Annotated in this window: 15 protein-coding genes and 1 tRNA gene; 7 read left to right on the top strand and 9 right to left on the bottom strand. The window is 45.3% G+C overall.

Annotated features, from left to right (window positions below; all coding sequences use genetic code 11):
* Entirely contained in the window at positions 1-603 is a 603-nt protein-coding gene (gene nrfB, locus VJL_RS04670; protein WP_038871811.1) for a cytochrome c nitrite reductase pentaheme subunit, read from the bottom strand.
* 449 nt (positions 604-1,052) lie between these two features.
* Here nrfB and nrfA point away from each other — a divergent pair, with 449 nt between their 5' ends.
* Positions 1,053-2,480, top strand: a complete 1,428-nt coding sequence (nrfA, locus tag VJL_RS04665; protein ID WP_038876071.1) for an ammonia-forming nitrite reductase cytochrome c552 subunit — start codon at positions 1,053-1,055, stop codon at positions 2,478-2,480.
* A 105-nt stretch (positions 2,481-2,585) separates the two neighbouring features.
* On the opposite strand, the gene VJL_RS04660 is transcribed toward nrfA, so the two are convergent.
* The 3 genes from VJL_RS04660 to gyrA form a co-directional block, all read right to left on the bottom strand.
* On the bottom strand, positions 2,586-3,140 hold the full coding sequence (locus VJL_RS04660; protein ID WP_038876070.1) for a hypothetical protein: 555 nt from the start codon (positions 3,138-3,140) through the stop codon (positions 2,586-2,588).
* A 42-nt stretch (positions 3,141-3,182) separates the two neighbouring features.
* Complete coding sequence (locus VJL_RS04655) at positions 3,183-3,806, bottom strand: TPR domain-containing protein (RefSeq protein ID WP_038876069.1); 624 nt, start codon at positions 3,804-3,806, stop codon at positions 3,183-3,185.
* A gap of 121 nt (positions 3,807-3,927) precedes the next feature.
* On the bottom strand, positions 3,928-6,576 hold the full coding sequence (gene gyrA, locus VJL_RS04650) for a DNA gyrase subunit A (protein ID WP_038876068.1): 2,649 nt from the start codon (positions 6,574-6,576) through the stop codon (positions 3,928-3,930).
* Between the two features lie 309 nt (positions 6,577-6,885).
* On the opposite strand from gyrA, the gene ubiG reads away from it, so the two are divergent.
* The 4 genes from ubiG (at position 6,886) to yfaE (ending at position 11,866) form a co-directional block, all read left to right on the top strand.
* Positions 6,886-7,593: a bifunctional 2-polyprenyl-6-hydroxyphenol methylase/3-demethylubiquinol 3-O-methyltransferase UbiG gene (ubiG, locus tag VJL_RS04645; RefSeq protein ID WP_038871823.1), complete on the top strand. Its 708-nt coding sequence runs from the start codon at positions 6,886-6,888 to the stop codon at positions 7,591-7,593.
* A 498-nt stretch (positions 7,594-8,091) separates the two neighbouring features.
* On the top strand, positions 8,092-10,374 hold the full coding sequence (gene nrdA, locus VJL_RS04640; RefSeq protein ID WP_038871826.1) for a class 1a ribonucleoside-diphosphate reductase subunit alpha: 2,283 nt from the start codon (positions 8,092-8,094) through the stop codon (positions 10,372-10,374).
* Positions 10,375-10,454: 80 nt separating this feature from the next.
* On the top strand, positions 10,455-11,588 hold the full coding sequence (nrdB, locus tag VJL_RS04635) for a class Ia ribonucleoside-diphosphate reductase subunit beta (protein WP_038871828.1): 1,134 nt from the start codon (positions 10,455-10,457) through the stop codon (positions 11,586-11,588).
* Entirely contained in the window at positions 11,588-11,866 is a 279-nt protein-coding gene (yfaE, locus tag VJL_RS04630) for a class I ribonucleotide reductase maintenance protein YfaE (RefSeq protein ID WP_038871832.1), read from the top strand. Before nrdB ends, yfaE begins: the two co-directional genes overlap by 1 nt.
* Before the next feature lie 80 nt (positions 11,867-11,946).
* Here yfaE and VJL_RS04625 read toward each other — a convergent pair whose 3' ends face one another.
* The gene (locus tag VJL_RS04625; protein WP_038876067.1) at positions 11,947-13,179 is read right to left on the bottom strand and encodes a CinA family nicotinamide mononucleotide deamidase-related protein; all 1,233 of its coding nucleotides are present in this window, start codon (positions 13,177-13,179) and stop codon (positions 11,947-11,949) included.
* 199 nt (positions 13,180-13,378) lie between these two features.
* On the opposite strand from VJL_RS04625, the gene VJL_RS04620 reads away from it, so the two are divergent.
* Positions 13,379-14,281: a DUF3943 domain-containing protein gene (locus VJL_RS04620; protein WP_038876066.1), complete on the top strand. Its 903-nt coding sequence runs from the start codon at positions 13,379-13,381 to the stop codon at positions 14,279-14,281.
* 240 nt (positions 14,282-14,521) lie between these two features.
* Positions 14,522-15,034: a glycine cleavage system transcriptional repressor gene (locus tag VJL_RS04615; protein WP_038871841.1), complete on the top strand. Its 513-nt coding sequence runs from the start codon at positions 14,522-14,524 to the stop codon at positions 15,032-15,034.
* Positions 15,035-15,114: 80 nt separating this feature from the next.
* Here the strand turns inward: VJL_RS04615 and nspC are convergent, their stop codons facing one another.
* The 4 genes from nspC to VJL_RS04595 form a co-directional block, all read right to left on the bottom strand.
* On the bottom strand, positions 15,115-16,248 hold the full coding sequence (gene nspC, locus VJL_RS04610) for a carboxynorspermidine decarboxylase (RefSeq protein WP_038876065.1): 1,134 nt from the start codon (positions 16,246-16,248) through the stop codon (positions 15,115-15,117).
* 236 nt (positions 16,249-16,484) lie between these two features.
* Complete coding sequence (locus VJL_RS04605) at positions 16,485-17,738, bottom strand: carboxynorspermidine synthase (protein WP_009706907.1); 1,254 nt, start codon at positions 17,736-17,738, stop codon at positions 16,485-16,487.
* Between the two features lie 18 nt (positions 17,739-17,756).
* Positions 17,757-20,648, bottom strand: a complete 2,892-nt coding sequence (locus VJL_RS04600; RefSeq protein ID WP_038876061.1) for a pyridoxal phosphate-dependent class III aminotransferase — start codon at positions 20,646-20,648, stop codon at positions 17,757-17,759.
* 753 nt (positions 20,649-21,401) lie between these two features.
* Positions 21,402-21,477: transfer RNA gene (locus VJL_RS04595), tRNA-Gly, on the bottom strand.
* Positions 21,478-21,574: the final 97 nt, after the last annotated feature.

The following is a 21,574-nucleotide window of genomic DNA, read 5'->3' as shown; positions in this document are numbered from 1 at the left end:
CTATCTCTCCTCCTCTTTTGCGAGTTCAGGCTCGATGGCAAATTCAGAGTGACAGTCGACACATTGCTTAATCAGTTCTTTACGGTCGTATGCCAGCGCTTTGGCTTTCGCAGCATGCACATCATGACAATTTGAACACGTCAGGTTTTTCGCGTGTACATCATGCGTCCAGTGACTTTCACGTAACTTCAACGGTGTATGACAATCCACACATTGACTATTGGCTTTAAGGATTAAACTTGGATCAAGAAAGACTTTATCGTGAACGGCTTGAGATTGTGCTGCGGAAAACTTAATCACCTCCGAAGCACCTTCACGGTGATCGGGTCCGATATTACTATGACAATTCGTGCAGTTGAGCTGTTTGCCCTGGCTTAATAGAGCTTGCGGGTCATGCGATAGATTCAGAGTATCTTTGGCGTCCTTATGACACTGGAGACATTTATAGTCTCTGTCACGGATTAATTCGACTTGATGGCGCTCGGTTTGAGCACCTTCAACTGGCTCTGAAGAAGTCGCATGGGCGGCGATGGAAAAACCATAGACGGCAAAGATGAAGAGAAGTTTCAACATTGTCTCTATGGCCAATTTTATATTGCCCATATTTTCTTTCCTTAGCTCTTAAATAAGTGATAATTATTCTCAATTATTTATTTGAGCGACAATTAATTTCCTCTGAAGATATTTTTAACATCTTCAAATGACATCAATTCTTATTTCAGAAAGCCACAACGCTAAACCTATATTTATAATACCTCTATTATTCATAAGAGGTAGAGACAACCGTTCAAAAAGCGAGCTTAATCACCCTATTTTTAAAATGGTTAAAAAGCTAACCCCTTATCAAACAAAGCATTGATAACTACCCCTTTAGGGTTATATAAATTCAAACATGATTGAGATCACTGGTATAAATTGATCTAAAACAAAACAAGTTCCGCTCACTATTTCATCTATTTAATTAAGCCATATTATAAACAGTAGATCTCCGATTCTTATTTGGAATAGCTTCTCACAACGCTGCTAATAAAAATGAATATGGAGATAACACCGTGAGCATAAAACACTGGATGAGCACACCTATCGCGGTTGCGACCTTATTTGCCAGCCAATTATTTTTGGTCGGCGCTCCGTTGGCAGCGGAAGATAAAGGTCTCATCGATCCACGCAATGACGCCTTCGAACAAAACCACCCTGACCAATACCATTCTTGGAAAGCGACATCTGAAAGCGAACATATTGAAGATGCACTCGGAGAAGACCCTAATATGGTCATTCTTTGGGCTGGCTATGGCTTCGCTAAAGACTACAATAAGGCTCGCGGGCACTTTTACGCTCTCGATGATGTTCGTCAAACACTTCGCACTGGTGCTCCCACCGATGAAAAATCAGGTCCCATGCCAATGGCGTGTTGGAGCTGTAAGAGCCCAGATGTCGCACGTGTGATTGATGAACGAGGTGAAGATGGGTATTTCGAGGGAAAATGGGCACGCTTGGGCTCAGAAATCGTAAATCCTATTGGCTGCTCTGACTGTCACGATACTCGCTCTGAGGAGTTCAAAAATGGCGAGCCAGCACTTGCGGTCACTCGCCCGTATGTTGAGCGAGCTTTTGATACGATTGGCAAAAAATTTGATGAGCAATCCCGCCTCGATCAACAAGCCTCTGTTTGTGCACAATGCCACGTTGAATACTACTTCACAGGCCCAACAAAAGCGGTCAAATTCCCTTGGGATATGGGAACTTCAGTAAACGACATGGAGAAGTATTACGACGCACTAAACTTCAAAGATTGGACGCATGCCGTTTCTAAAGCACCCATGTTAAAAGCACAACACCCTGGTTACGAAACTTGGCGAGAAGGCATCCACGGTAAGAACAAAGTAGTTTGTGTAGACTGTCACATGCCGAAAGTAACCAAAGAAGATGGCACTGTGTATACCGATCATAAAGTCGGTAACCCATTTGATCGCTTTGATGATACGTGCGCGCAATGCCACACTCAAACAAAAGAGCAGCTACAGGGCATCGTTTCAACACGTAAGGCGCAAGTATTGAACATGAAGCTAACCGCCGAGAAACAAATCGTTGCTGCACACTTTGAAGCAGGAGCGGCTTGGGATGCCGGTGCAACAGAAGAAGAAATGCAACCAATCTTACAAGACATCCGTCACGCACAATGGCGTTGGGACTATGCAATAGCGTCTCACGGTGTCCACATGCATGCACCTGAAGTTGCGCTCGAAGTGCTCGGTACCGCCGTTGACCGTGCTGCGGATGCGCGTACTAAACTTGTTCGTCTACTTGCGAAGAAAGGCATTACCGAACCAGTACAGATCCCGGACATCTCCACTAAAGCGAAAGCGCAGCAAGCACTCGGTATGGACATGGAGAAAATGAACGCCGATAAGAAAGACTTCTTAGAAACCGTTGCTCCAGATTGGGATAAGGCTGCAGCCGAACGCGAAGCCACGTACTAATTAAACTGACAGGTATGGTTAAATAGATACGACAAGGGGCGCACAGTACGCCCCTTTCTTTATTTCTTCATCGTCAATCTTATCGAGAGATAAAAATTAGATTCACTAGCGACGAGGAAGCCTCGGCCTAGGTTGGATATTTGGACGTGCTTTAGGCATCTGCACATTTGGACGAGCAACTGGTCGCTGGATTTTCGTTTCCGGTAATGCTTTTCTTTGTTGAACCTTTTCTTTCAAGGCTTTGTCTTGTAACGCTGCAGGCTCAATACGCTCCGGACGATTTTCCCACTTGGTTTGAATCTCCTGCTTTTGTTCTTCAGGAAGCGATTGCCAATGGTCGTCTAACTGACGCTTCATATTGTCAATATTGGAGGACATATCATCGTCCTTCCAATCTTCTACCTTGTCTTTAATCGATTGCTGTTGGTCTTCATCTAAGCCATTCCACCATTCTTCAAGCTTCTCTTTGTATTCATCGTCGTTGTCGCAACAACCCGGGTAGTAATAAATCCAGTAGTCGTCATGATCGAACCACCAAGGATCATAGTAACCTGAAGAATAATAAACCGAAGAGGAAGAGCCAGAATGATCGGAAGAGCTACAACCCGCCAATATAGAGCCGCACAGCAAAACCAATATGCTCAGTGCTTTATTTTTCATTCGTTGCCCACCTTTCCCTCTACTGCTTATTAAATTGTACGCCTACAACAGCTCTTTTGCTTTGTTGATAGAGTTAATGATTTGCACTCTATCTAAGTTTGGATCATTAGAATCTAATAATAGTACCCAAGTATCAATGGCTTCCTGAAAGCGGAATGACAAAAAATGGTCATTTGCGATCAAAGACAAAGCCGCTTCATTGTGATGTTCAAGTTGTAGCGCTTGTTCAAGCAACAAACCCACTTCATCCGTCATTGCTTGCTTATGAATGTAATACAGGGTCGTCGCTTTAGCGGCAAGCTGAGTAGCACTGACTGGGTCAGTCAATTGGATCGCGTAGTCGAAACAAATAAGAGCACCATCAAACTCTCCTTCGAGCAAATAGCCCTGCCCTAGCTGGAACCAAAGCTCGGCATTATTAGGCTTCTCCCGAAGTTGGGTTTGAATCTCTTCCATGATGTCGCGAGTGGTCATCATGCGTGACATTTCGGCTTGAATCGGCGGTGGCGGCGGTTGTCGAAATAGCAAAAAGCCAGCGGTCGTCAGAACGAAAACTAATACGCAAAAACCAAACCATTTTGCCGGTTTTATTCGAGACGCGCTCAAGGACAACAAGACGATGAACAAACCCATCAACGTAATGGCAACAAAAAACCAAACAGACATAACACGACCTATCGGAGAATGTACGCACAGTTTACTGGTTTATGATTTGAATTGCGGTGATACAAATACAAAAAAGCCGAGCATTTCGCTCGGCTTTCACATTTAGTTATGAAGGTGAAGATTATTCTTCTTCAGAGCCTTCTTCTGCGTCATCTGCTTTTGGCGCTTCAGGTGCTTGTTGCTCTGCATTCACTTCTGTCGTTTCGGCTGCTTCTGCTTCTTCGCCTTCAGGCAATTCAACTTCTTCAACTTCATCGATACGCTGTAGGCCAACCACTGATTCGTCTTCTGCTGTACGGATCAGAGTCACACCTTGAGTGTTACGACCAACTTGGCTAACTTCTGCAACACGTGTACGAACTAGAGTACCAGCGTCGGTGATCATCATCATCTCGTCGCCTTCTTCTACTTGTACCGCACCAACTACTGGACCGTTACGTTCAGAAACCTTGATAGACACAACGCCCTGAGTTGCACGACCTTTCGTTGGGTATTCTGCTAGTTCAGTACGTTTACCATAACCATTTTGAGTAACGGTTAGGATGTCACCTTCGTTCGATGGAACGATCAGAGAAACCACTTGGTCATCGTCTGCTAACTTCATACCGCGAACACCCGCCGCTGTACGACCCATTGCACGTACTTTGTCTTCGCTAAAGCGAACCACTTTACCTGCTTTAGAGAACAGCATGATGTCACTATCGCCGTTGGTGATATCAACACCAATTAGCGAGTCATCATCACGCAAGTTAACAGCGATTAGACCGTTTGAACGTACGTTTGCAAACTGGTTCAGTGGGGTCTTCTTAACCGTACCGTCACCCGTTGCCATGAAGATAAATTTCTCTGGAGAGAACTCATCAACAGGAAGGATTGCAGTAATACGCTCGCCTTCCTCTAGCGGAAGGATGTTTACGATTGGCTTACCACGAGCAGTGCGAGTTGCATGCGGCAATTGGTAAACTTTCAGACGGTAAGTCTTACCACGAGTAGAGAAACATAGGATGTTATCGTGAGTATTTGCAACAAGTAGACGCTCGATGAAGTCTTCATCTTTCATCTTCGTTGCACTCTTACCTTTACCACCACGACGCTGAGCTTCGTAGTCGCTTAGAATTTGGTACTTAACGTAACCTTCGTGAGACAGAGTCACAACCACGTCTTCACGAGCAATCAGCTCTTCCATGTCAATGTCATGGGTTGCTGCTGTGATTTCTGTACGACGAACATCACCGTAACTATCACGAACTGCTTCTAATTCTTCGCGGATCACTTCCATTAGACGCTCAGTGCTTGCAAGGATATGCATTAGCTCTGCAATTTCTTCTAGAAGTGCTTTGTATTCATCAAGAATCTTCTCGTGCTCTAGACCGGTTAGGCGGTGTAGACGAAGTTCTAGGATTGCTTGCGCTTGAGTCTCAGTTAGGTAGTACAGACCATCACGGATACCGTATTGATCTTCTAGCCATTCTGGACGAGCTGCATCAGTACCAGCACGCTCAAGCATTGATGCTACGTTACCAAGATCCCAACCACGCGATACCAAGCCAACTTTTGCTTCTGCTGGTGTTGGTGCGTTTTTGATCAACTCGATAACTTCATCGATGTTTGCAAGAGCAAGAGACAGTGCTTCAAGGATATGAGCACGCTCGCGCGCTTTGCGCAGTTCGAAGATAGTACGACGAGTTACAACTTCACGACGGTGGTCAACGAAGCACTTCAACATATCTTTTAGGTTGAATAGCTGTGGTTGGCCGTTGTTTAGCGCAACCATGTTGATACCGAAAGTCGTTTGAAGCTGAGTTTGTGCGTAAAGGTTGTTTAGTACAACTTCACCCACTGCATCGCGCTTACATTCAATAACAATACGCATACCGTCTTTATCCGACTCGTCGCGCAGTGCACTGATGCCTTCTACTTTCTTATCTTTCACTAGCTCAGCGATCTTTTCGATCAAGCGAGCTTTGTTTACCTGGTAAGGGATTTCAGTGACGATGATGGTTTCTTTACCATTCTTCTCCACTTCGATGTCCGCTTTTGAACGCATGTAGATTTTGCCGCGACCAGTTTTGTACGCGTCTACGATGCCTTTACGACCGCTGATAAGCGCTGCCGTAGGGAAATCAGGACCAGGAATGTAATCCATCAGTTCATCAATGGTGATTTCTTCATTATTGATGAATGCAAGACAGCCATCGATCACTTCGCCAAGGTTGTGTGGCGGGATGTTGGTTGCCATACCTACCGCGATACCAGAAGCACCGTTTACCAATAGGTTAGGAATTTTCGTTGGAAGAACCGCTGGGATTTGCTCCGTACCATCGTAGTTAGGTACGTAGTCCACGGTTTCTTTATCTAGGTCAGCCAGAAGCTCGTGGGCAATTTTCGCCATACGTACTTCGGTATAACGCATTGCCGCAGCAGAGTCGCCATCGATCGAGCCAAAGTTACCTTGACCATCGACCAGCATGTAACGAAGTGAGAACGGCTGAGCCATACGTACGATTGTGTCGTACACAGCACTATCACCGTGTGGGTGATATTTACCGATTACGTCGCCGACAACACGGGCTGATTTTTTATATGGTTTGTTCCAATCGTTGCCTAGTACGTTCATCGCGAATAAAACGCGGCGGTGTACTGGTTTTAGGCCATCACGCACATCTGGAAGAGCACGACCCACGATTACTGACATCGCGTAGTCTAGGTATGAACCTCTAAGCTCATCTTCAATGTTTACGGGCGTGATCTCTTTAGCTAAATCGCTCATAGAGCCATTATCCCTCTATTATCTGATCGTAATTACGATACGTGTAAGGTGCAAAAATATAACACACAATTCATCAACGGGGCATCACTTTCCCGCTCCTTTTATCAGGTTGTGAGCTTCGTTATGAGTTAAATGAAGAGAATTTGCACATTCATCCCATATCTTTCTGAAAACTGACTACATTTCCACCAACGTCGTTCAAAAATCTCCCCTGTAGCGATTGTGAGAAAAGAAGCAGTTTTAACGTATCGTACCATTGGAGTATAATCTCGCCTTCCAAAGGACTATTAGCGAAGCGATATAACTATCATGACTAAAGCACAAAACGTCGACCCTAGTGAAATTAAGAAATTCGAAGAGATGGCTTCTCGTTGGTGGGATTTAGAGGGCGAGTTCAAACCTCTTCACCAAATTAACCCGCTTCGCTTGAACTATGTCCTAGACAAAGCCGATGGCCTGTTTGGGAAGAAAGTGCTCGATGTTGGCTGCGGTGGTGGCATCCTTGCCGAGAGTATGGCAAAAGAAGGCGCCGTCGTTACCGGGCTAGATATGGGTAAAGAGCCTCTCGAAGTTGCTCGTCTTCATGCGCTTGAAACAGGCACCAAGTTGACTTACATCCAAAGCACGATTGAAGACCATGCAGAAGAAAATGCGGGGTCTTACGATGTCGTCACTTGTATGGAAATGCTTGAGCACGTGCCAGACCCGCTTTCAGTTATTCGGTCGTGTGCGGCACTTGTGAAACCTGGTGGCCATGTCTTCTTCTCTACACTAAACCGCAACATCAAATCTTACTTGTTTGCGATTGTGGGTGCTGAAAAACTATTAAAGATTGTTCCTGAAGGCACGCACGACCATGAAAAGTTCATCAAGCCAGCAGAAATGATGAAGATGATAGACCAAACTGACCTAACAGAAATGGGCATCACCGGCTTACATTACAACCCACTAAACGACAGTTACAAACTAGGCCGTAATGTGGATGTAAACTACATCGTGCACACTCAGAAGTATTGATAATGTCACCATCTCGCCAAGAGATATCCTTTCATTAAAATATGAAATTAAGTGAAAAGCGGTAGCATAAATGCACCGCTTTTTTTGTCATATTCTGTATAAAAATAGTGCTCTAGATTCCATTTTGACCAATCTATTTTTAACAGACAAAAACTATCAAAGATCAAGGAAAATATTTTTACATGCGGTTATTTATGAACCGATCTGAAAAACGTAATTTTCCCCATTCAAGTCCGCCCTTTTCTCATCGGTTAGTGTTCACTTACTGATTTTTTTTATTTTGTTAGTTATCCACAAGTCATCCCAAACCTGTGCCTTGAAAAATTGGGGTAACAGCACTATCTTGTAACTCGAAAACAAATTAACCCCTATATGTTGTGTTTAAGCTACAATATATAGATAGACTTTGATCACAAAGCCGCCGCAAATTTTACAAGTTTTGCACATAAACAAACAAAAACACGGCTTTTATCAGTTTTCTTAGGGAAATAAAGCAGAATGAACCAACAACTTACCGTCACCAAGCGTGATGGCCGTAAAGAAACTATCGATCTGGAAAAAATCCATCGCGTTATCACTTGGGCTGCCGAAGGTCTTAACAACGTTTCAGTATCTCAAGTAGAACTGCGTGCTCACATCCAGTTTTACGACGGCATCACCACGTCAGATATCCATGAGACGATGATCAAGTCTGCCGCAGACCTGATTTCAGAAGAAACACCGGACTACCAATACCTAGCGGCTCGCCTAGCGGTATTCCACCTACGTAAAAAAGCATACGGCCAATACGAGCCGCCAACGCTATACAATCACGTAGCTCGTCTTATTGATATGGGTAAGTACGATCAGCACATTCTGGAAGACTACACAAAAGAAGAACTAGACGAACTTGATGCGTACCTAGACCACAAACGCGATCTAGACTTCTCTTACGCTGCTGTAAAACAGCTAGAAGGTAAGTACTTCGTACAGAACCGTGTATCTGGCGAGATCTACGAAAGTGCTCAGTTCCTATACATCCTAGTTTCAGCTTGTCTGTTCGCAAATTACCCGAAAGAAACACGCCTTGATTACATCAAGCGTTTCTACGATGCGACATCGACATTTAAGATTTCTCTACCTACACCGATCATGTCTGGTGTACGTACTCCTACTCGTCAGTTCAGCTCATGCGTGCTGATCGAGTGTGGTGATAGCCTTGATTCTATCAACGCAACGGCGAGCTCAATCGTACGTTATGTATCTCAACGTGCTGGTATCGGTATCAACGCAGGTCGTATCCGTGCGCTAGGTTCTGAAATCCGTGGTGGTGAAGCATTCCACACTGGTTGTATCCCATTCTACAAATACTTCCAAACTGCAGTGAAATGTTGTTCTCAAGGTGGTGTTCGTGGTGGTGCTGCGACGGTGTTCTACCCACTATGGCACGGTGAAGCTCGTTCACTGATGGTTCTTAAGAACAACCGTGGTGTTGAAGAGAACCGTGTTCGTCACATGGATTACGGTGTTCAGTTAAACAAACTGATGTACCAACGCTTGGTAGAGGGTGGCAACATCACGCTGTTCTCACCATCTGACGTACCAGGCCTATATGACGCATTCTTCGAAAACCAAGAAGAATTTGAACGTCTATACGTGAAATACGAGAACGATCCTTCAATCAAGAAAGAGACCGTTAAAGCGATTGAAATGTTCACTCTGCTAATGCAAGAGCGTGCATCAACGGGTCGTATCTACATTCAGAACGTAGACCACTGTAACACTCACAGCCCGTTCGACTCAGAAGTCGCGCCAGTTCGTCAATCAAACCTATGTTTAGAGATCGCACTGCCAACTAAGCCTCTGAAGAACGTTGAAGATGACTCAGGCGAGATCGCACTATGTACGCTTTCTGCGTTCAACCTTGGTGCAATCAAATCTCTTGATGATTTCGAAGAGCTATCTGAACTTGTAGTCCGTGCACTAGATGCACTACTTGATTACCAAGATTACCCACTACCAGCAGCATACAAGTCGACAATGAACCGTCGTACGCTGGGCGTTGGTGTTATCAACTACGCATACTACCTAGCGAAGAACGGTGTTAAATACTCTGACGGTAGCGCAAACGGTCTAACGCACCGTACATTCGAAGCGATTCAATACTACCTATTGAAAGCATCGGTAGCACTTGCGAAAGAACAAGGTAAGTGTCCTTCGTTCCACGAAACGAACTACGCGAAAGGCTTATTGCCAATCGACACTTACAAGAAAGACATCGATCTTATCTGTGAAGAAGAACTTCATTACGACTGGGATAGTCTACGCAAAGAAATCGTTGAACACGGTCTACGTAACTCAACACTGACTGCGCTGATGCCATCAGAGACTTCTTCTCAAATTTCGAACGCAACAAATGGTATTGAGCCACCACGTGGTTATGTATCAGTAAAAGCATCGAAAGACGGTATCCTGAAGCAAGTTGTGCCTGATTTCACTGAGCTGAAAGACAACTATGAACTGCTTTGGAACATCGGTTCTAACGACGGTTACTTGCATCTTGTGGGTATCATGCAGAAATTCGTTGACCAAGCGATCTCAGCTAACACAAACTACGACCCATCAGGTTACGAAACTGGCAAGGTTCCAATGAAGAAGCTTCTTCAAGACCTGCTAACTGCGTATAAGTTTGGTGTGAAGACACTTTACTACCATAACACTCGTGATGGCGCGAAAGACGACCAGAAAGACGCAGTTCAACCACAAGATGACGATTGTGCAGGCGGCGGTTGTAAGATTTAATCTTCCCCACTGAACAATACGTAAAAACAGACTATCGAACGCCTCCCCTCTTGGGGAGGTCTAAAAGGAATTGAGGCATTATGGCTTACAGTACTTTTAACCAGAACAAAAATGACCAGCTAAAGGAACCAATGTTCCTTGGTCAATCCGTGAACGTTGCTCGTTACGACCAACAAAAATTCGAAATTTTCGAAAAGCTAATCGAAAAACAATTGTCGTTCTTCTGGCGTCCAGAAGAAGTTGACGTGTCAAGCGATCGCATCGATTACAACAAGCTACCAGATCATGAGAAGCACATCTTCATCTCAAACTTGAAGTACCAAACGCTTCTAGATTCAATCCAAGGTCGTAGCCCGAACGTAGCACTACTTCCGCTTGTTTCTTTGCCAGAGCTAGAAACATGGATTGAGACTTGGTCTTTCTCTGAAACGATCCACTCTCGTTCATACACGCACATCATCCGTAACATCGTGAATGATCCAAGTGTTGTATTCGATGACATCGTTGAAAATGAGCATATCCTAAAGCGCGCGAAAGACATTGCACACTACTATGATGATTTGATCCAAGCGACAAATGACTACCACCGCTACGGTGAAGGCGAGCACGTTCTAAATGGCGAAACGGTTAAAGTTAGCCTGTACGACTTGAAGAAGAAATTGTACGTGTGCTTGATGTCAGTAAACGCACTAGAAGCCATCCGCTTCTACGTAAGTTTTGCTTGTTCATTCGCTTTCGCAGAGCGTGAGCTGATGGAAGGTAACGCGAAAATCATCAAGCTGATCGCACGTGATGAAGCCCTTCACCTGAACGGCACGCAACACATGATCAACTTGCTACGCAACGGCCAAGATGACTTCACATTCATGCAAATCGCTGAAGAAGCAAAACAAGACTGTTTTGATCTTTTCAAAGAAGCGGCTGAGCAAGAAAAAGAATGGGCAGAGTACCTATTTAAAGACGGTTCAATGATCGGTCTGAACAAAGATATCCTGAGCCAATACGTTGAGTACATCACCAACATCCGTATGCAAGCGGTAGGTCTACCAATGGCATACCCAGAAGCAACAACGAACCCTATCCCATGGATCAACGCTTGGTTGTCATCGGATAACGTTCAAGTAGCGCCACAAGAAGCAGAGATTTCTTCTTACCTTGTTGGTCAAATTGACAACGAAGTAAGCGCAGACGACTTCGAAGGATTTGAGCTGTAATGCCAACCATCAAAATCAACAAACTCGTCAGCATTGAGTCTAACCCATCCAATACTATTTTGGAGACGATGGAGCAAGCTGGACTGTTACCAGAATATAACTGCCGAGACGGCCACTGTGGTGCTTGTCGCTGCAAGTTAGAATCTGGTGAGGTAGAGTATGTAGGTTTTGCAATGGCTTACACTCAGCCAGATGAGATTCTGCCTTGTATTTGCAAAGCGAAATCCAGTGTTTCGCTTAGTGGCGTAAACTATGCGATGAAAGAAAAACGCGCATAAACTTAGCTCTAACAAATACAAAAAAGCCAAGACAATCGTCTTGGCTTTTTGCTATGTAAATTGGGCAGTCTGCCATTAGCCTAAAGCGCACTACTTGGAATGTGCATTTCTTTGACTTTCTCTAAGAAAGCGTATTGTGCAGACATTGGCTTGCGTTCCAAATAACGACGTAGCATATCTAGTGCCGCCGCGCTGATGACTTTCACTTGGTCGTCACGTTGGTATTTTCTCGATAACTTATACAACGCGCCCCACTCTCCCGTTGAAGTGGAAAGTGCGACAGAGAAAACGCCCTCATCAAGCTTACCTGTGACTAACGCTAAATCAGTACCACACTTCTCACGCGTCGCCCCCGCCAGCGCAAACGTCGCCGCTAACGGATCACCTTCATCAGTAATGGTTTGGCTCTGCGCTGAGAGCACCCATCCATGTCCAAATTGTTTTTCGACGTTCTCATCGCCATTGAGCCAATAAGTTAAATGCCCTGCACTGCTCTTCTCAGAAACCGATAAGGTTAACCCTTTCTCCACCAGCAAGTGGCCGACGTGCTCAACCATTGGTGTGTCAACGCTCACCGTGTTGCTCTCAAGGTGCTTGTGAATGAGCTGCATGAGCTTCATACGCTGCTCTAGTTGATTAGATGGCCCAAACAGTTTCACTTCGATAAAAGGCAAATAAGAGCGGTAGCCAAGCTCATAACCTTGCGGCAATTTCATTTGATCGAGCTTGTCAGAAATACCAGATTCAGAGAGACCAAAGGTATAAATTCGACTGCATGACGAGCTTTCGATTTCAGGAAACTGTTTTTTTAAATCAGGCAGAATCTGCGCCTCTGCCATCAACTTAAATTCACTTGGCACACCAGGGGTAAAATAGAAAACCGCATCATTGATCAGCATCTTAAAACCACAAGCGGTGCCGATTGGGTTATCTACGATTTCTGCCGTCTCTGGCAACATCGCTTGCTTGAGGTTGCTGTCTGGCATTGGGATACCACGACGAGCGTACATTGCCTCCAGATTCTCTAACCAATCTTTGAACAGTACTAACTTACATTCGGCAGCTTTTGCCGCTGCCGCCGCGCTCATGTCATCTGTAGTTGGGCCCAAACCTCCATTAACAATAACAACATCGTTGTTAAAGCTAAGCATGAGAAATTCTTCAATAAGGCTCGACTGTTTATCTCCGACCGTCGAGCGCTTGGTTAAGCCAAATCCATGTTGATAAAACAAGCTCGACAACCAAGCTGCATTCGTATCAACAATATCACCGTGAAGCACTTCTTCTCCGGTACTAAGCATCGCAATTTTCACAACTGACTCCTGGAAATAGGCAAAATTCACTTTTTTTCGACATTGTGCCTATATCGTTTTCTTTTTATTAGACTAATCTCTTAGTCAAATTGTTGAGATTAAATGTAGGTCAAGTATTTAAATGGCTGTTCTTTTAAGGGATAATTGTGAGCCCGATCATCAAACCAACAACTCGGAGACCTCTGTGTCAAAATCATCCATGTTCAAGAAAACGCTAAGTGGTCTTGTTCTGACAGCATCTGCTTCAGCAAACGCAAGCCAGTACGATATGACTAATCATATTGAGTTTTCTTACACGCCTGATTGCTTGTCAGGTTACTGCGAAACAACCACTCTGTATAGCTTCGAGCCACAAAATCGTAGTTTCGCTATGGGTCTGGATAATGGTGACTCTTTAAACCTTGACGCTGGTCTTCAACCAAAACACCTCATCATCCCTAAAGATAAAGATTGGGACTATTTAATGGGGCAGACATACACCATTCTTGGCTTGAGTGTCGCAACCGTCGGTTTGATGACACTGCTACCTGAAAGCATCACGAAATGGGACGATGAAGATCGTGACATGAGTAAGCTTGGTAGTAAATGGAAAGACAACGTTTCAAGCGGTCCAGTTTGGGATCGTGATGAACACTTCCTAAACTACGTTATGCACCCATACTTTGGCGGTGTTTACTATACGGCTGCACGTCACGCAGGCTACAACGAGTTTGAATCGTTTTTATATTCTGCGACCATGTCGACGTTCTTCTGGGAATACGGCGTAGAAGCATTTGCAGAAATCCCATCATGGCAAGACTTGTTTATTACTCCATTTTTTGGTGCCGTGGTTGGTGAGATGATGCTAACAGCCGAGCAAGACATTATTGCCGGTGGTGGCGAGGTGATGGGTTCAGAAACAATGGGGGATGTGTCTCTGTTCTTCCTAAACCCGGTTGGTCATATCCACTATTGGGTATCCGACGCTTGGGGTGGTAGCGCAGAATTCCAATTCAGCTCATCGCCTTGGTTCGGCAACCAAGATGCCGCGAAATTCGCGATGGACGCAGGCGCAAGCTACGACAACGTCTTCTACGGTTTTGAAATGAAGGTAACCTTCTAAAACCAAACATTTAAGAAGCAGCTCACGAGCTGCTTTTTTTGTGCCCCAAGCATAGTTTTCATTATTTACATCACGAATTAGTGTGAAAAATTGACCTTTGTCAAACCTAACCCTCCCCCAACATCTACACTGAATTTAAGGAAAAACTCTATTAACTTAAGTTCTTGAACCTTAAGCCCAAATAACTATAGCGATACGTCTACCGTGCCGCACCCAAACCTTATTCCGGGAGGGGACATTATGAACACAGTGTTTATCGTTAATTTTGTCGGTCAGGCATCACCAGCGACCATTAAACAGCTTGCAGCTGTTACACACGAAAACGACGGCAAATGGTTAATCAGTAAAGTGAACTTTATTGAAGATCAGGTCGCCGGTGTTATCAAGGTTGAACTTCCTGAAGAAAACGCAGACATTGTTAAAGAAGCGTTTTCAGCGTGCCAAACATTGGTCGTAAAATTTGTTGATTCAGAGCCGCATGCTCACTCAGAAGATACGGTTTTTCAATTACGTCTGGATGCGAACGATCGAGCTGGTATCGTCAATGAAATCACTCATGTCCTCGACGGGCAAGGCATCTCTATTCTCGATATGGACTGCCAACGTGTGTTTATTGCTGGCGGAGGTGGCGTTAGCTCGAGCCTCTTCAGCGCAAAAATGGCGATTAAGTTACCAAGTGAGTTGGGCATTGATGACGTAGCGAATGAGCTTGAAGCATTAAGTGAAGATACACGCGTTATCGTGGAAGGTTAACGCACTATTCAAACGCTTTCATCCAATAAAAAAGAGCAGCGTTATGCTGCTCTTTTTACGTTCAACCAAATGAAATAGGATTACTTCACTGTCCATTGAGACAGAGAGCGTTTGAAATCTGAGTAATCAAATTCATTCAACTTTTGAATCTCGCCGTTTGAACGCTCGCAGTACACAGATGGCATACGTAAACCGTTAAACCAGTTCAGCTTCACCATGGTGTAGCCCGCGCTATCTAGAATATGTAGACGTTGGCCGATCTCAAGCGGTTGCTCAAAGTTCGCCACGCAGAACTGGTCACCCGCTAAGCAAGAGCAAGAACCAATCACGTATTCATGCTCGCCGTTTTCAGAGGCTTCCAGAATTGACGCGGATTCATTGTAAATAAGCGTGTCTAAGCGGTGCGCTTCCGTTGCAGAATCCACAATCGCCGTCTTCTTCACGTTTTCTACGACGTCCACTACGGTAACCACAAGGTCCGTGGTCTTGGTAATGATGGCTTCGCCCGGCTCTAAATACATTTGTACACCGTGCTTCTCGGAGAAAGCTTTTAGTGCTAAGCCTAGCTTCTCAATGTCATAGCCCGGCCATGTGAAGAACACGCCGCCGCCCATGCTTACCCAATCAAGCTTATCTAAATGCTCACCAAACTGTTCAGAGATGGCATCCAACAAGCTAATAAACGCATCGACGTCTTTGTTCTCACAGTTCATGTGGAACATCACGCCATCAATACCATCGAAGATTTCCGGCTTGATATGGTCTGCTTGTACGCCAAGACGAGAGAACTGACGAGCAGGGTTCGCTAAGTCTTGACCTGCGTAGCTCACACCGGGGTTTAATCGCAAACCAATCGACGCTTTGCCTTCAACAATATGACGGTATGCCGCCAACTGTGACTGAGAGTTGAAGATCATCTTGTCACAAATATCGGCTACTTCACGGACATCATCTTCGCTGTAACCCACGCTGTATGCGTGTGTCTCTCCGCCGAAAGTTTCATAGCCAAGCTTTACTTCAAACGGGCCAGAGCTGGTTGTCCCGTCTAAGTAAGGCTTGATGATGTCGAACACACCCCATGTTGAGAAGCACTTCAGCGCCAACACCAGTTTCACACCAGAGATATCTTTCAGCTGTTTTGCTTTCTCTAAGTTCTCAACCAACTTGTCTTCATTGATCATGAAGTACGGGGTTTTCAGTTGTTCTTTGCTCATAACTAACCATTTATCAACGATTACCCCCTCTAACTCCCCCTTAGAGAGGGGGAGGATTAAACCAAGCCACCTCTACTCTTGCCAAAAAAGTGGAGAGATTGAAGCAACTATCGGCCTGTCTTTGCTCCTCCCCTTTTCAAGGGGAGGCTGGGAGGGGTTAACCTTAAATACGACAAAAGCAGCCACGGCTTCATGCCATGACTGCTCGAGTTATCTAAATAAGTTTGGCGTTAAACTTATTTGTTCAGTTCGTGAATCAGCGGCAAACCTTGGCCTGCTTCTAATTCCTGAACATGCCAATCAAGGCCGATAGTTGGCATCGTTTCTAGGAACGGGTCTGGATTCAGCTGTTCCATGTTGAACACACCTTTGTCTGCCCATTCGCCGCGGAAGAATTGCAACGCAGCTGTAATTGCTGGCACACCTGTTGTGTAAGAGATCGCTTGGTGTTCTACATCTTCGTAAGCCACTTCGTGGTCTGCATTGTTGTAGATAAACACGCTACGCTCTTTGCCGTCTTTCTTACCTTGAACCCAAGTACCGATACACGTTAGGCCAGTGTAGCCCGGAGCTAGAGACGTTGGATCTGGCAACATCGCTTTTAATACGTGTAAAGGTTGTACGACTGTACCATCGTGTAGCGTTAGCGGATCTGGGCTCAATAGGCCGATATCACGCATTACATTGAAGTAGTTTAGGTAACGGTCACCGAAACCCATCCAGAATTCAATGCGTTTAGCAGGGATGAACTCTTTCATTGAGCGAACTTCATCGTGCGCCATTGAGTACACTTTGTGTGAACCACAGTTCGGGAAATCGAACTCTAGCATACGAGAGTGACAAGGTACTTGTTTCCACTCGCCGTTTTCCCAGTAAAACGAATCGCCTTGGATCTCAAGCATGTTCGTTTCTGGGTCAAAGTTCGTCGCAAACTTCTTACCGTGGTCGCCTGCGTTCACGTCCATTACGTCGATCGTGTCAATTTCATCAAACAGATGCTTCACTGCGTACGCCGCAAATACTGATACTACGCCTGGATCGAAACCCGCACCTAGGATACCTGTGATACCCGCTTCTTCGAACTTCTCACGGTAGCCCCACTGCCAATCGTAAGCTTCAGGTACTTGCTGACCTTCAGAACATAGGTCAACCGCTACTGATGTATCTAAGTATGAAACTTTTGCTCGGTAACACGCTTCCATGATTGGCATGTTTACCCACGGAGGACCCGCGTTGATCACTAGATCCGGCTTTACTTCTTCAATAAGAGCAACCAGAGAATCTACGTCGTCAGCATTCACTGCACGCGCGTCTAGTTTCTTAGCTGAATCTTTCAGGTTGTTTTTCTTCTGAATCGATTCGATGATCTTCTCACACTTACCGATAGTACGTGATGCGATTGTGATATCACCCAGAACGTCGTTGTTTTGTGCTGCTTTATGTGCAACAACCCAGCCAACGCCGCCTGCACCAATCTGTAGAACTGCCATAGTTTTCCGTTACCTTTATTAAACTAGCTCAACTGCTAGCGTGTTGATTTTAAAGAGCAAAGATTCAAAGTCCGCTGTCGTCAAACAAGGATTCAAAATCGTAAATTTAAGAGCGGTCTTACCATCAACGATGGTTTCACCAAGAACTGCAATACCGCGAGTCAGCGCTTCAAGGCGCAATGCTTTGTTCAGTTCATCTAGATCAGCACACGCGTTTGTTACGGGAACGTTTGTTGCACGGAATAGAACTGTAGAAAGTGCTGGTTCAGCGAGAAGTTCGAACTGCTCGTGATCGCGAACCATGTCGGCGACTTGCTGCGTTTGTACCAATAAGTGGTCGTACATATCGCCAAGCGTCTTAGGACCGACGTTTTGCATCGTCATAAAGACTTTCAATGCATCAAAACGCTTCGTGGTTGCGATAGATTTGTCGACCAAGTTTGGTAGCTCATCATGTTCACGGTTTAGGTAGTCAGCATGATGAAGCAAGAACTTAAAGTTCGACTTGTCGTTCACCAGCAACGCGCCACAGCTGATTGTTTGGTAGAACAGTTTGTGGAAGTCGACACTGATCGAGTGTGCACGCTCTACACCTTTCAGGCGTGATTTGTGGCTGCTAAGAATCAATGCACCACCGTAAGCGCCATCCACGTGCATCCACATTTCGTGTTTCGCTGCCATATCAGCAATGAAATCTAGGTCGTCAATTGCACCGTGATCGGTCGTACCCGCGGTGCCAACAATAGCGAATGGAATCAAACCTTCTGCTTTTGCCTGCGTTAGAACTTGATCTAACTGAGTACTGTCCATTGTGCCGTCAGCGTTCGCATCGACGGTCATCACGGCTTTCTCACCCAGTCCCATCCAAGATGCTGACTTTTGAACCGTGAAGTGTGATTTCTTAGAACACACAATGCGCAGTTTGTCTGCGTAATCAGGAAGACCGAGCTTTTGGATTGAGTGGTTACTAAGCTTGTCAGCAATCCAGTCACGCGCCAGCATTAGGCCCATTTGGTTGCTTTGTGTGCCACCGCTAGTGAAAATGCCATCCGCCTTCTCACCAAGCTCGTACTTGTCACAAAGCCAGTTAATGACCTTCTGCTCAACGTAAGTCGCAGACGATGCTTGATCCCATGAATCCATTGATTGGTTCAACGCTGCAATCATGGCTTCTGCCGCTACCGCAGGCATGAGAGGAGGCGTATGCAAGTGAGCAATACAATCAGGGTGCTGAGTGAAAATCGCATTCTTCGCAACAAGCTCTGCTGATTCATCAATCACTGATTTTAGCGATGCGTTTTTGTTGTCTAGGTCGACCGCGTTAATCGCCGCTTCCAGCAATTTTGGTTCCATTCCCGAGTATGGTGAATTCACCTGCTCAAACACTGACTTCATTGCTGCAGTCATGTGATTCATCACAGACGCAAACTCAGTACCACCAAGCTCACCGGTTTGAATGAAGTGCTTCTTCCACTCTTCTTGTGGGTCTGTTTCAACGTGGCTACCACCCGCCGCGATAATGGCGTCTTCCAATACTCGGAGGGCAAAGTCGATTTGCTCGAAAGAGATGATAAGTGGTGGAAGGAAACGAATCACAGAGCCGTCACGGCCGCCCTTTTCTACCATCAAGCCACGTTCAAGTGCCGCGCGTTGAATATCTAGAGTAAGTTGGCCATCCGACAAAGGCTCACCAAACTTGTTTAGCTCGCCACTTGGATGTTTAATCTCAACGCCAAGCATCAAACCTTTGCCGCGTACATCTGCAATACAGTTTACGCGTTTTTGAATGCTCTCAAGACCAAAGCGTAGGTACTGGCCTGCAACGTTTGCATGCTCTACAAGGTTGTCGCGCTGGATGATTTCTAGTGCTTTCGCACCTGACACCATTGCTAACTGGTTGCCACGGAAAGTACCAGTGTGCTCACCTGGCTTCCATGTATCGTGTTGTTTGTTGATCACCAATAGTGACATTGGCAAGCCACCACCGATCGCTTTAGACAAACATAAAATATCAGGAACAATCCCCGCTTCTTCAAACGCGAAGTTGTAGCCCGACTTGCCAACACCACATTGAATTTCATCGAAGATCAACAAGATACCATGATCATCACAAATACGGCGTAGTTCACGTAGCCAGAACGCAGGAGCAGGAATAACACCGCCTTCACCTTGTACCGGTTCTGCAATGATTGCAGCAGGTTTCATGATGCCTGCTTCGTCGTCGTTCAGTAGACGCTCGATGTAACGAATACTCGCTTTCGCACCCTCGTCACCGCCTAGACCAAACGGACAACGTAAGCTGTATGGGAAGGGCATAAAGTGTACGTCTGACATCAAACCGGTACGACGAGCCTTAGTGCCCAAGTTACCCATCATGCCCATAGTGCCGTTCGTCATGCCGTGGTAGGCACCGCGAAAAGCAAACATGGTATTACGACCTGTGGTTTGCTTCGCCAGTTTGATCGCGGCTTCAACAGCATCTGCACCAGAAGGGCCACAAAACTGAATCACACAGTTGTCGCTCAACTCTTGAGGTAGGAAGCCTTTAACAGACTTAATGAAATGCGTTTTCGCAGATGTTGCGATATCCAGAGTCTGGTACGGCAAACCAGAATCCAATTGTTCTTTTAGCGCTTGGTTGATTTCTGGGTGGTTATAACCCAGAGCCAAAGTGCCCGCCCCCGCAAGACAGTCTAAGAAGATTTGACCACGAGTGTCTTCAACCAAACAACCATAGGCTTGTTTTATCGCGATTGGCAGACGACGTGGATAAGATCGAACCTCAGATTCATGCTCCGCCTGCTCAATAAGAATTTGATCTGGCGTTAAATCATACGTTCCTTCAACTACAGGAACCTGGGAAGAAAAAAAGTTTGCGATAGTATTATCGACTTCAAAGGCAGTGCTCATACTACATAATCCCTTGAATTATAATGATTCTCTTTCCTGTATTTATTATCGTTAGTATTAAATAACAGGAGATACAGATACACCTCCGCATTCGTCATTACTTAAATGACAAATACAGATAACCCGTCACGACAAGCGCGACTTTTATAAATATTGGGAAGTAATCAAGGTTCCGTAATGCATCCGTTTTGTAAAACAGGACATTTCGGCAGTATGAAGCTGATTAGTGTGTGGTTGTTAAAAGGTTTCAATGTTGGGTTTCCCATAAACATGCTGCGTTTACAGCATTAGTATCCCGTCTATCGACAAATGGCTTTGCCGATACCTACCCTACGTAGTGTCACAATCAGCTTGAATGGTCACTACGCGTATCCCCCAGAGAATCAAATGTCGTAAAAGTTACGCTCCGAGATTGCGCGCGAATTTATCACAAAATAAAATCTTCTGGCAATATGTTTTCACAGGTTGCATATTGATTGAGATCACAAACAACAGCAAACGTTTACTCCATTCATTTTTAATCATATCAAACCGTATCGCTGCAGTTTTGCACCGCAAAGGTTCGTGCTTTAGAGGAAACAGACTATCGATAACAGCGATTCGAGGAACGGAAGAAACGGCTCAGAAGATCTGGAAAGAAAAAGCGTGAGAGGCATATTCAAAGCCCACCACTAAAAATGAAGCCTTGATGAAAACAGCCATGCGGAATGACAGATACGAAAAAGCCCAGCATAAATGCTGGGCTTTCGAATCTGGAGCGACACACGAGGTTCGAACTCGTGACCTCAACCTTGGCAAGGTTGCGCTCTACCAACTGAGCTAGTGTCGCAGATTTTGAGATGGTGCCCCGGGCCGGACTTGAACCGGCACAACGCGAACGTCGAGGGATTTTAAATCCCTTGTGTCTACCAATTCCACCACCAGGG

The organism is Vibrio jasicida CAIM 1864 = LMG 25398 (assembly GCF_000400365.1).
In the GTDB taxonomy this organism is placed as follows: Bacteria; Pseudomonadota; Gammaproteobacteria; order Enterobacterales; family Vibrionaceae; genus Vibrio; species Vibrio jasicida.
Note: the sequence above shows the minus strand (reverse complement) of the source record. Positions and strands in the feature narration are given on the sequence as shown.

What these genes read in the sequence shown, in the direction of transcription:
- nrdB (WP_038871828.1), top strand. Translation starts at nt 10,455, where the DNA reads ATGGCTTACAGTACTTTTAACCAGAACAAAAATGACCAGCTAAAGGAA.
- yfaE (WP_038871832.1), top strand. Translation starts at nt 11,588, where the DNA reads ATGCCAACCATCAAAATCAACAAACTCGTCAGCATTGAGTCTAACCCA.
- nrdA (WP_038871826.1), top strand. Translation starts at nt 8,092, where the DNA reads ATGAACCAACAACTTACCGTCACCAAGCGTGATGGCCGTAAAGAAACT.
- VJL_RS04620 (WP_038876066.1), top strand. Translation starts at nt 13,379, where the DNA reads ATGTTCAAGAAAACGCTAAGTGGTCTTGTTCTGACAGCATCTGCTTCA.
- ubiG (WP_038871823.1), top strand. Translation starts at nt 6,886, where the DNA reads ATGACTAAAGCACAAAACGTCGACCCTAGTGAAATTAAGAAATTCGAA.
- VJL_RS04615 (WP_038871841.1), top strand. Translation starts at nt 14,522, where the DNA reads ATGAACACAGTGTTTATCGTTAATTTTGTCGGTCAGGCATCACCAGCG.
- VJL_RS04605 (WP_009706907.1), bottom strand. Translation starts at nt 17,738, where the DNA reads ATGGCAGTTCTACAGATTGGTGCAGGCGGCGTTGGCTGGGTTGTTGCA.
- nrfB (WP_038871811.1), bottom strand. Translation starts at nt 603, where the DNA reads ATGGGCAATATAAAATTGGCCATAGAGACAATGTTGAAACTTCTCTTC.
- VJL_RS04660 (WP_038876070.1), bottom strand. Translation starts at nt 3,140, where the DNA reads ATGAAAAATAAAGCACTGAGCATATTGGTTTTGCTGTGCGGCTCTATA.
- nspC (WP_038876065.1), bottom strand. Translation starts at nt 16,248, where the DNA reads ATGAGCAAAGAACAACTGAAAACCCCGTACTTCATGATCAATGAAGAC.
- VJL_RS04655 (WP_038876069.1), bottom strand. Translation starts at nt 3,806, where the DNA reads ATGTCTGTTTGGTTTTTTGTTGCCATTACGTTGATGGGTTTGTTCATC.
- VJL_RS04600 (WP_038876061.1), bottom strand. Translation starts at nt 20,648, where the DNA reads ATGAGCACTGCCTTTGAAGTCGATAATACTATCGCAAACTTTTTTTCT.
- gyrA (WP_038876068.1), bottom strand. Translation starts at nt 6,576, where the DNA reads ATGAGCGATTTAGCTAAAGAGATCACGCCCGTAAACATTGAAGATGAG.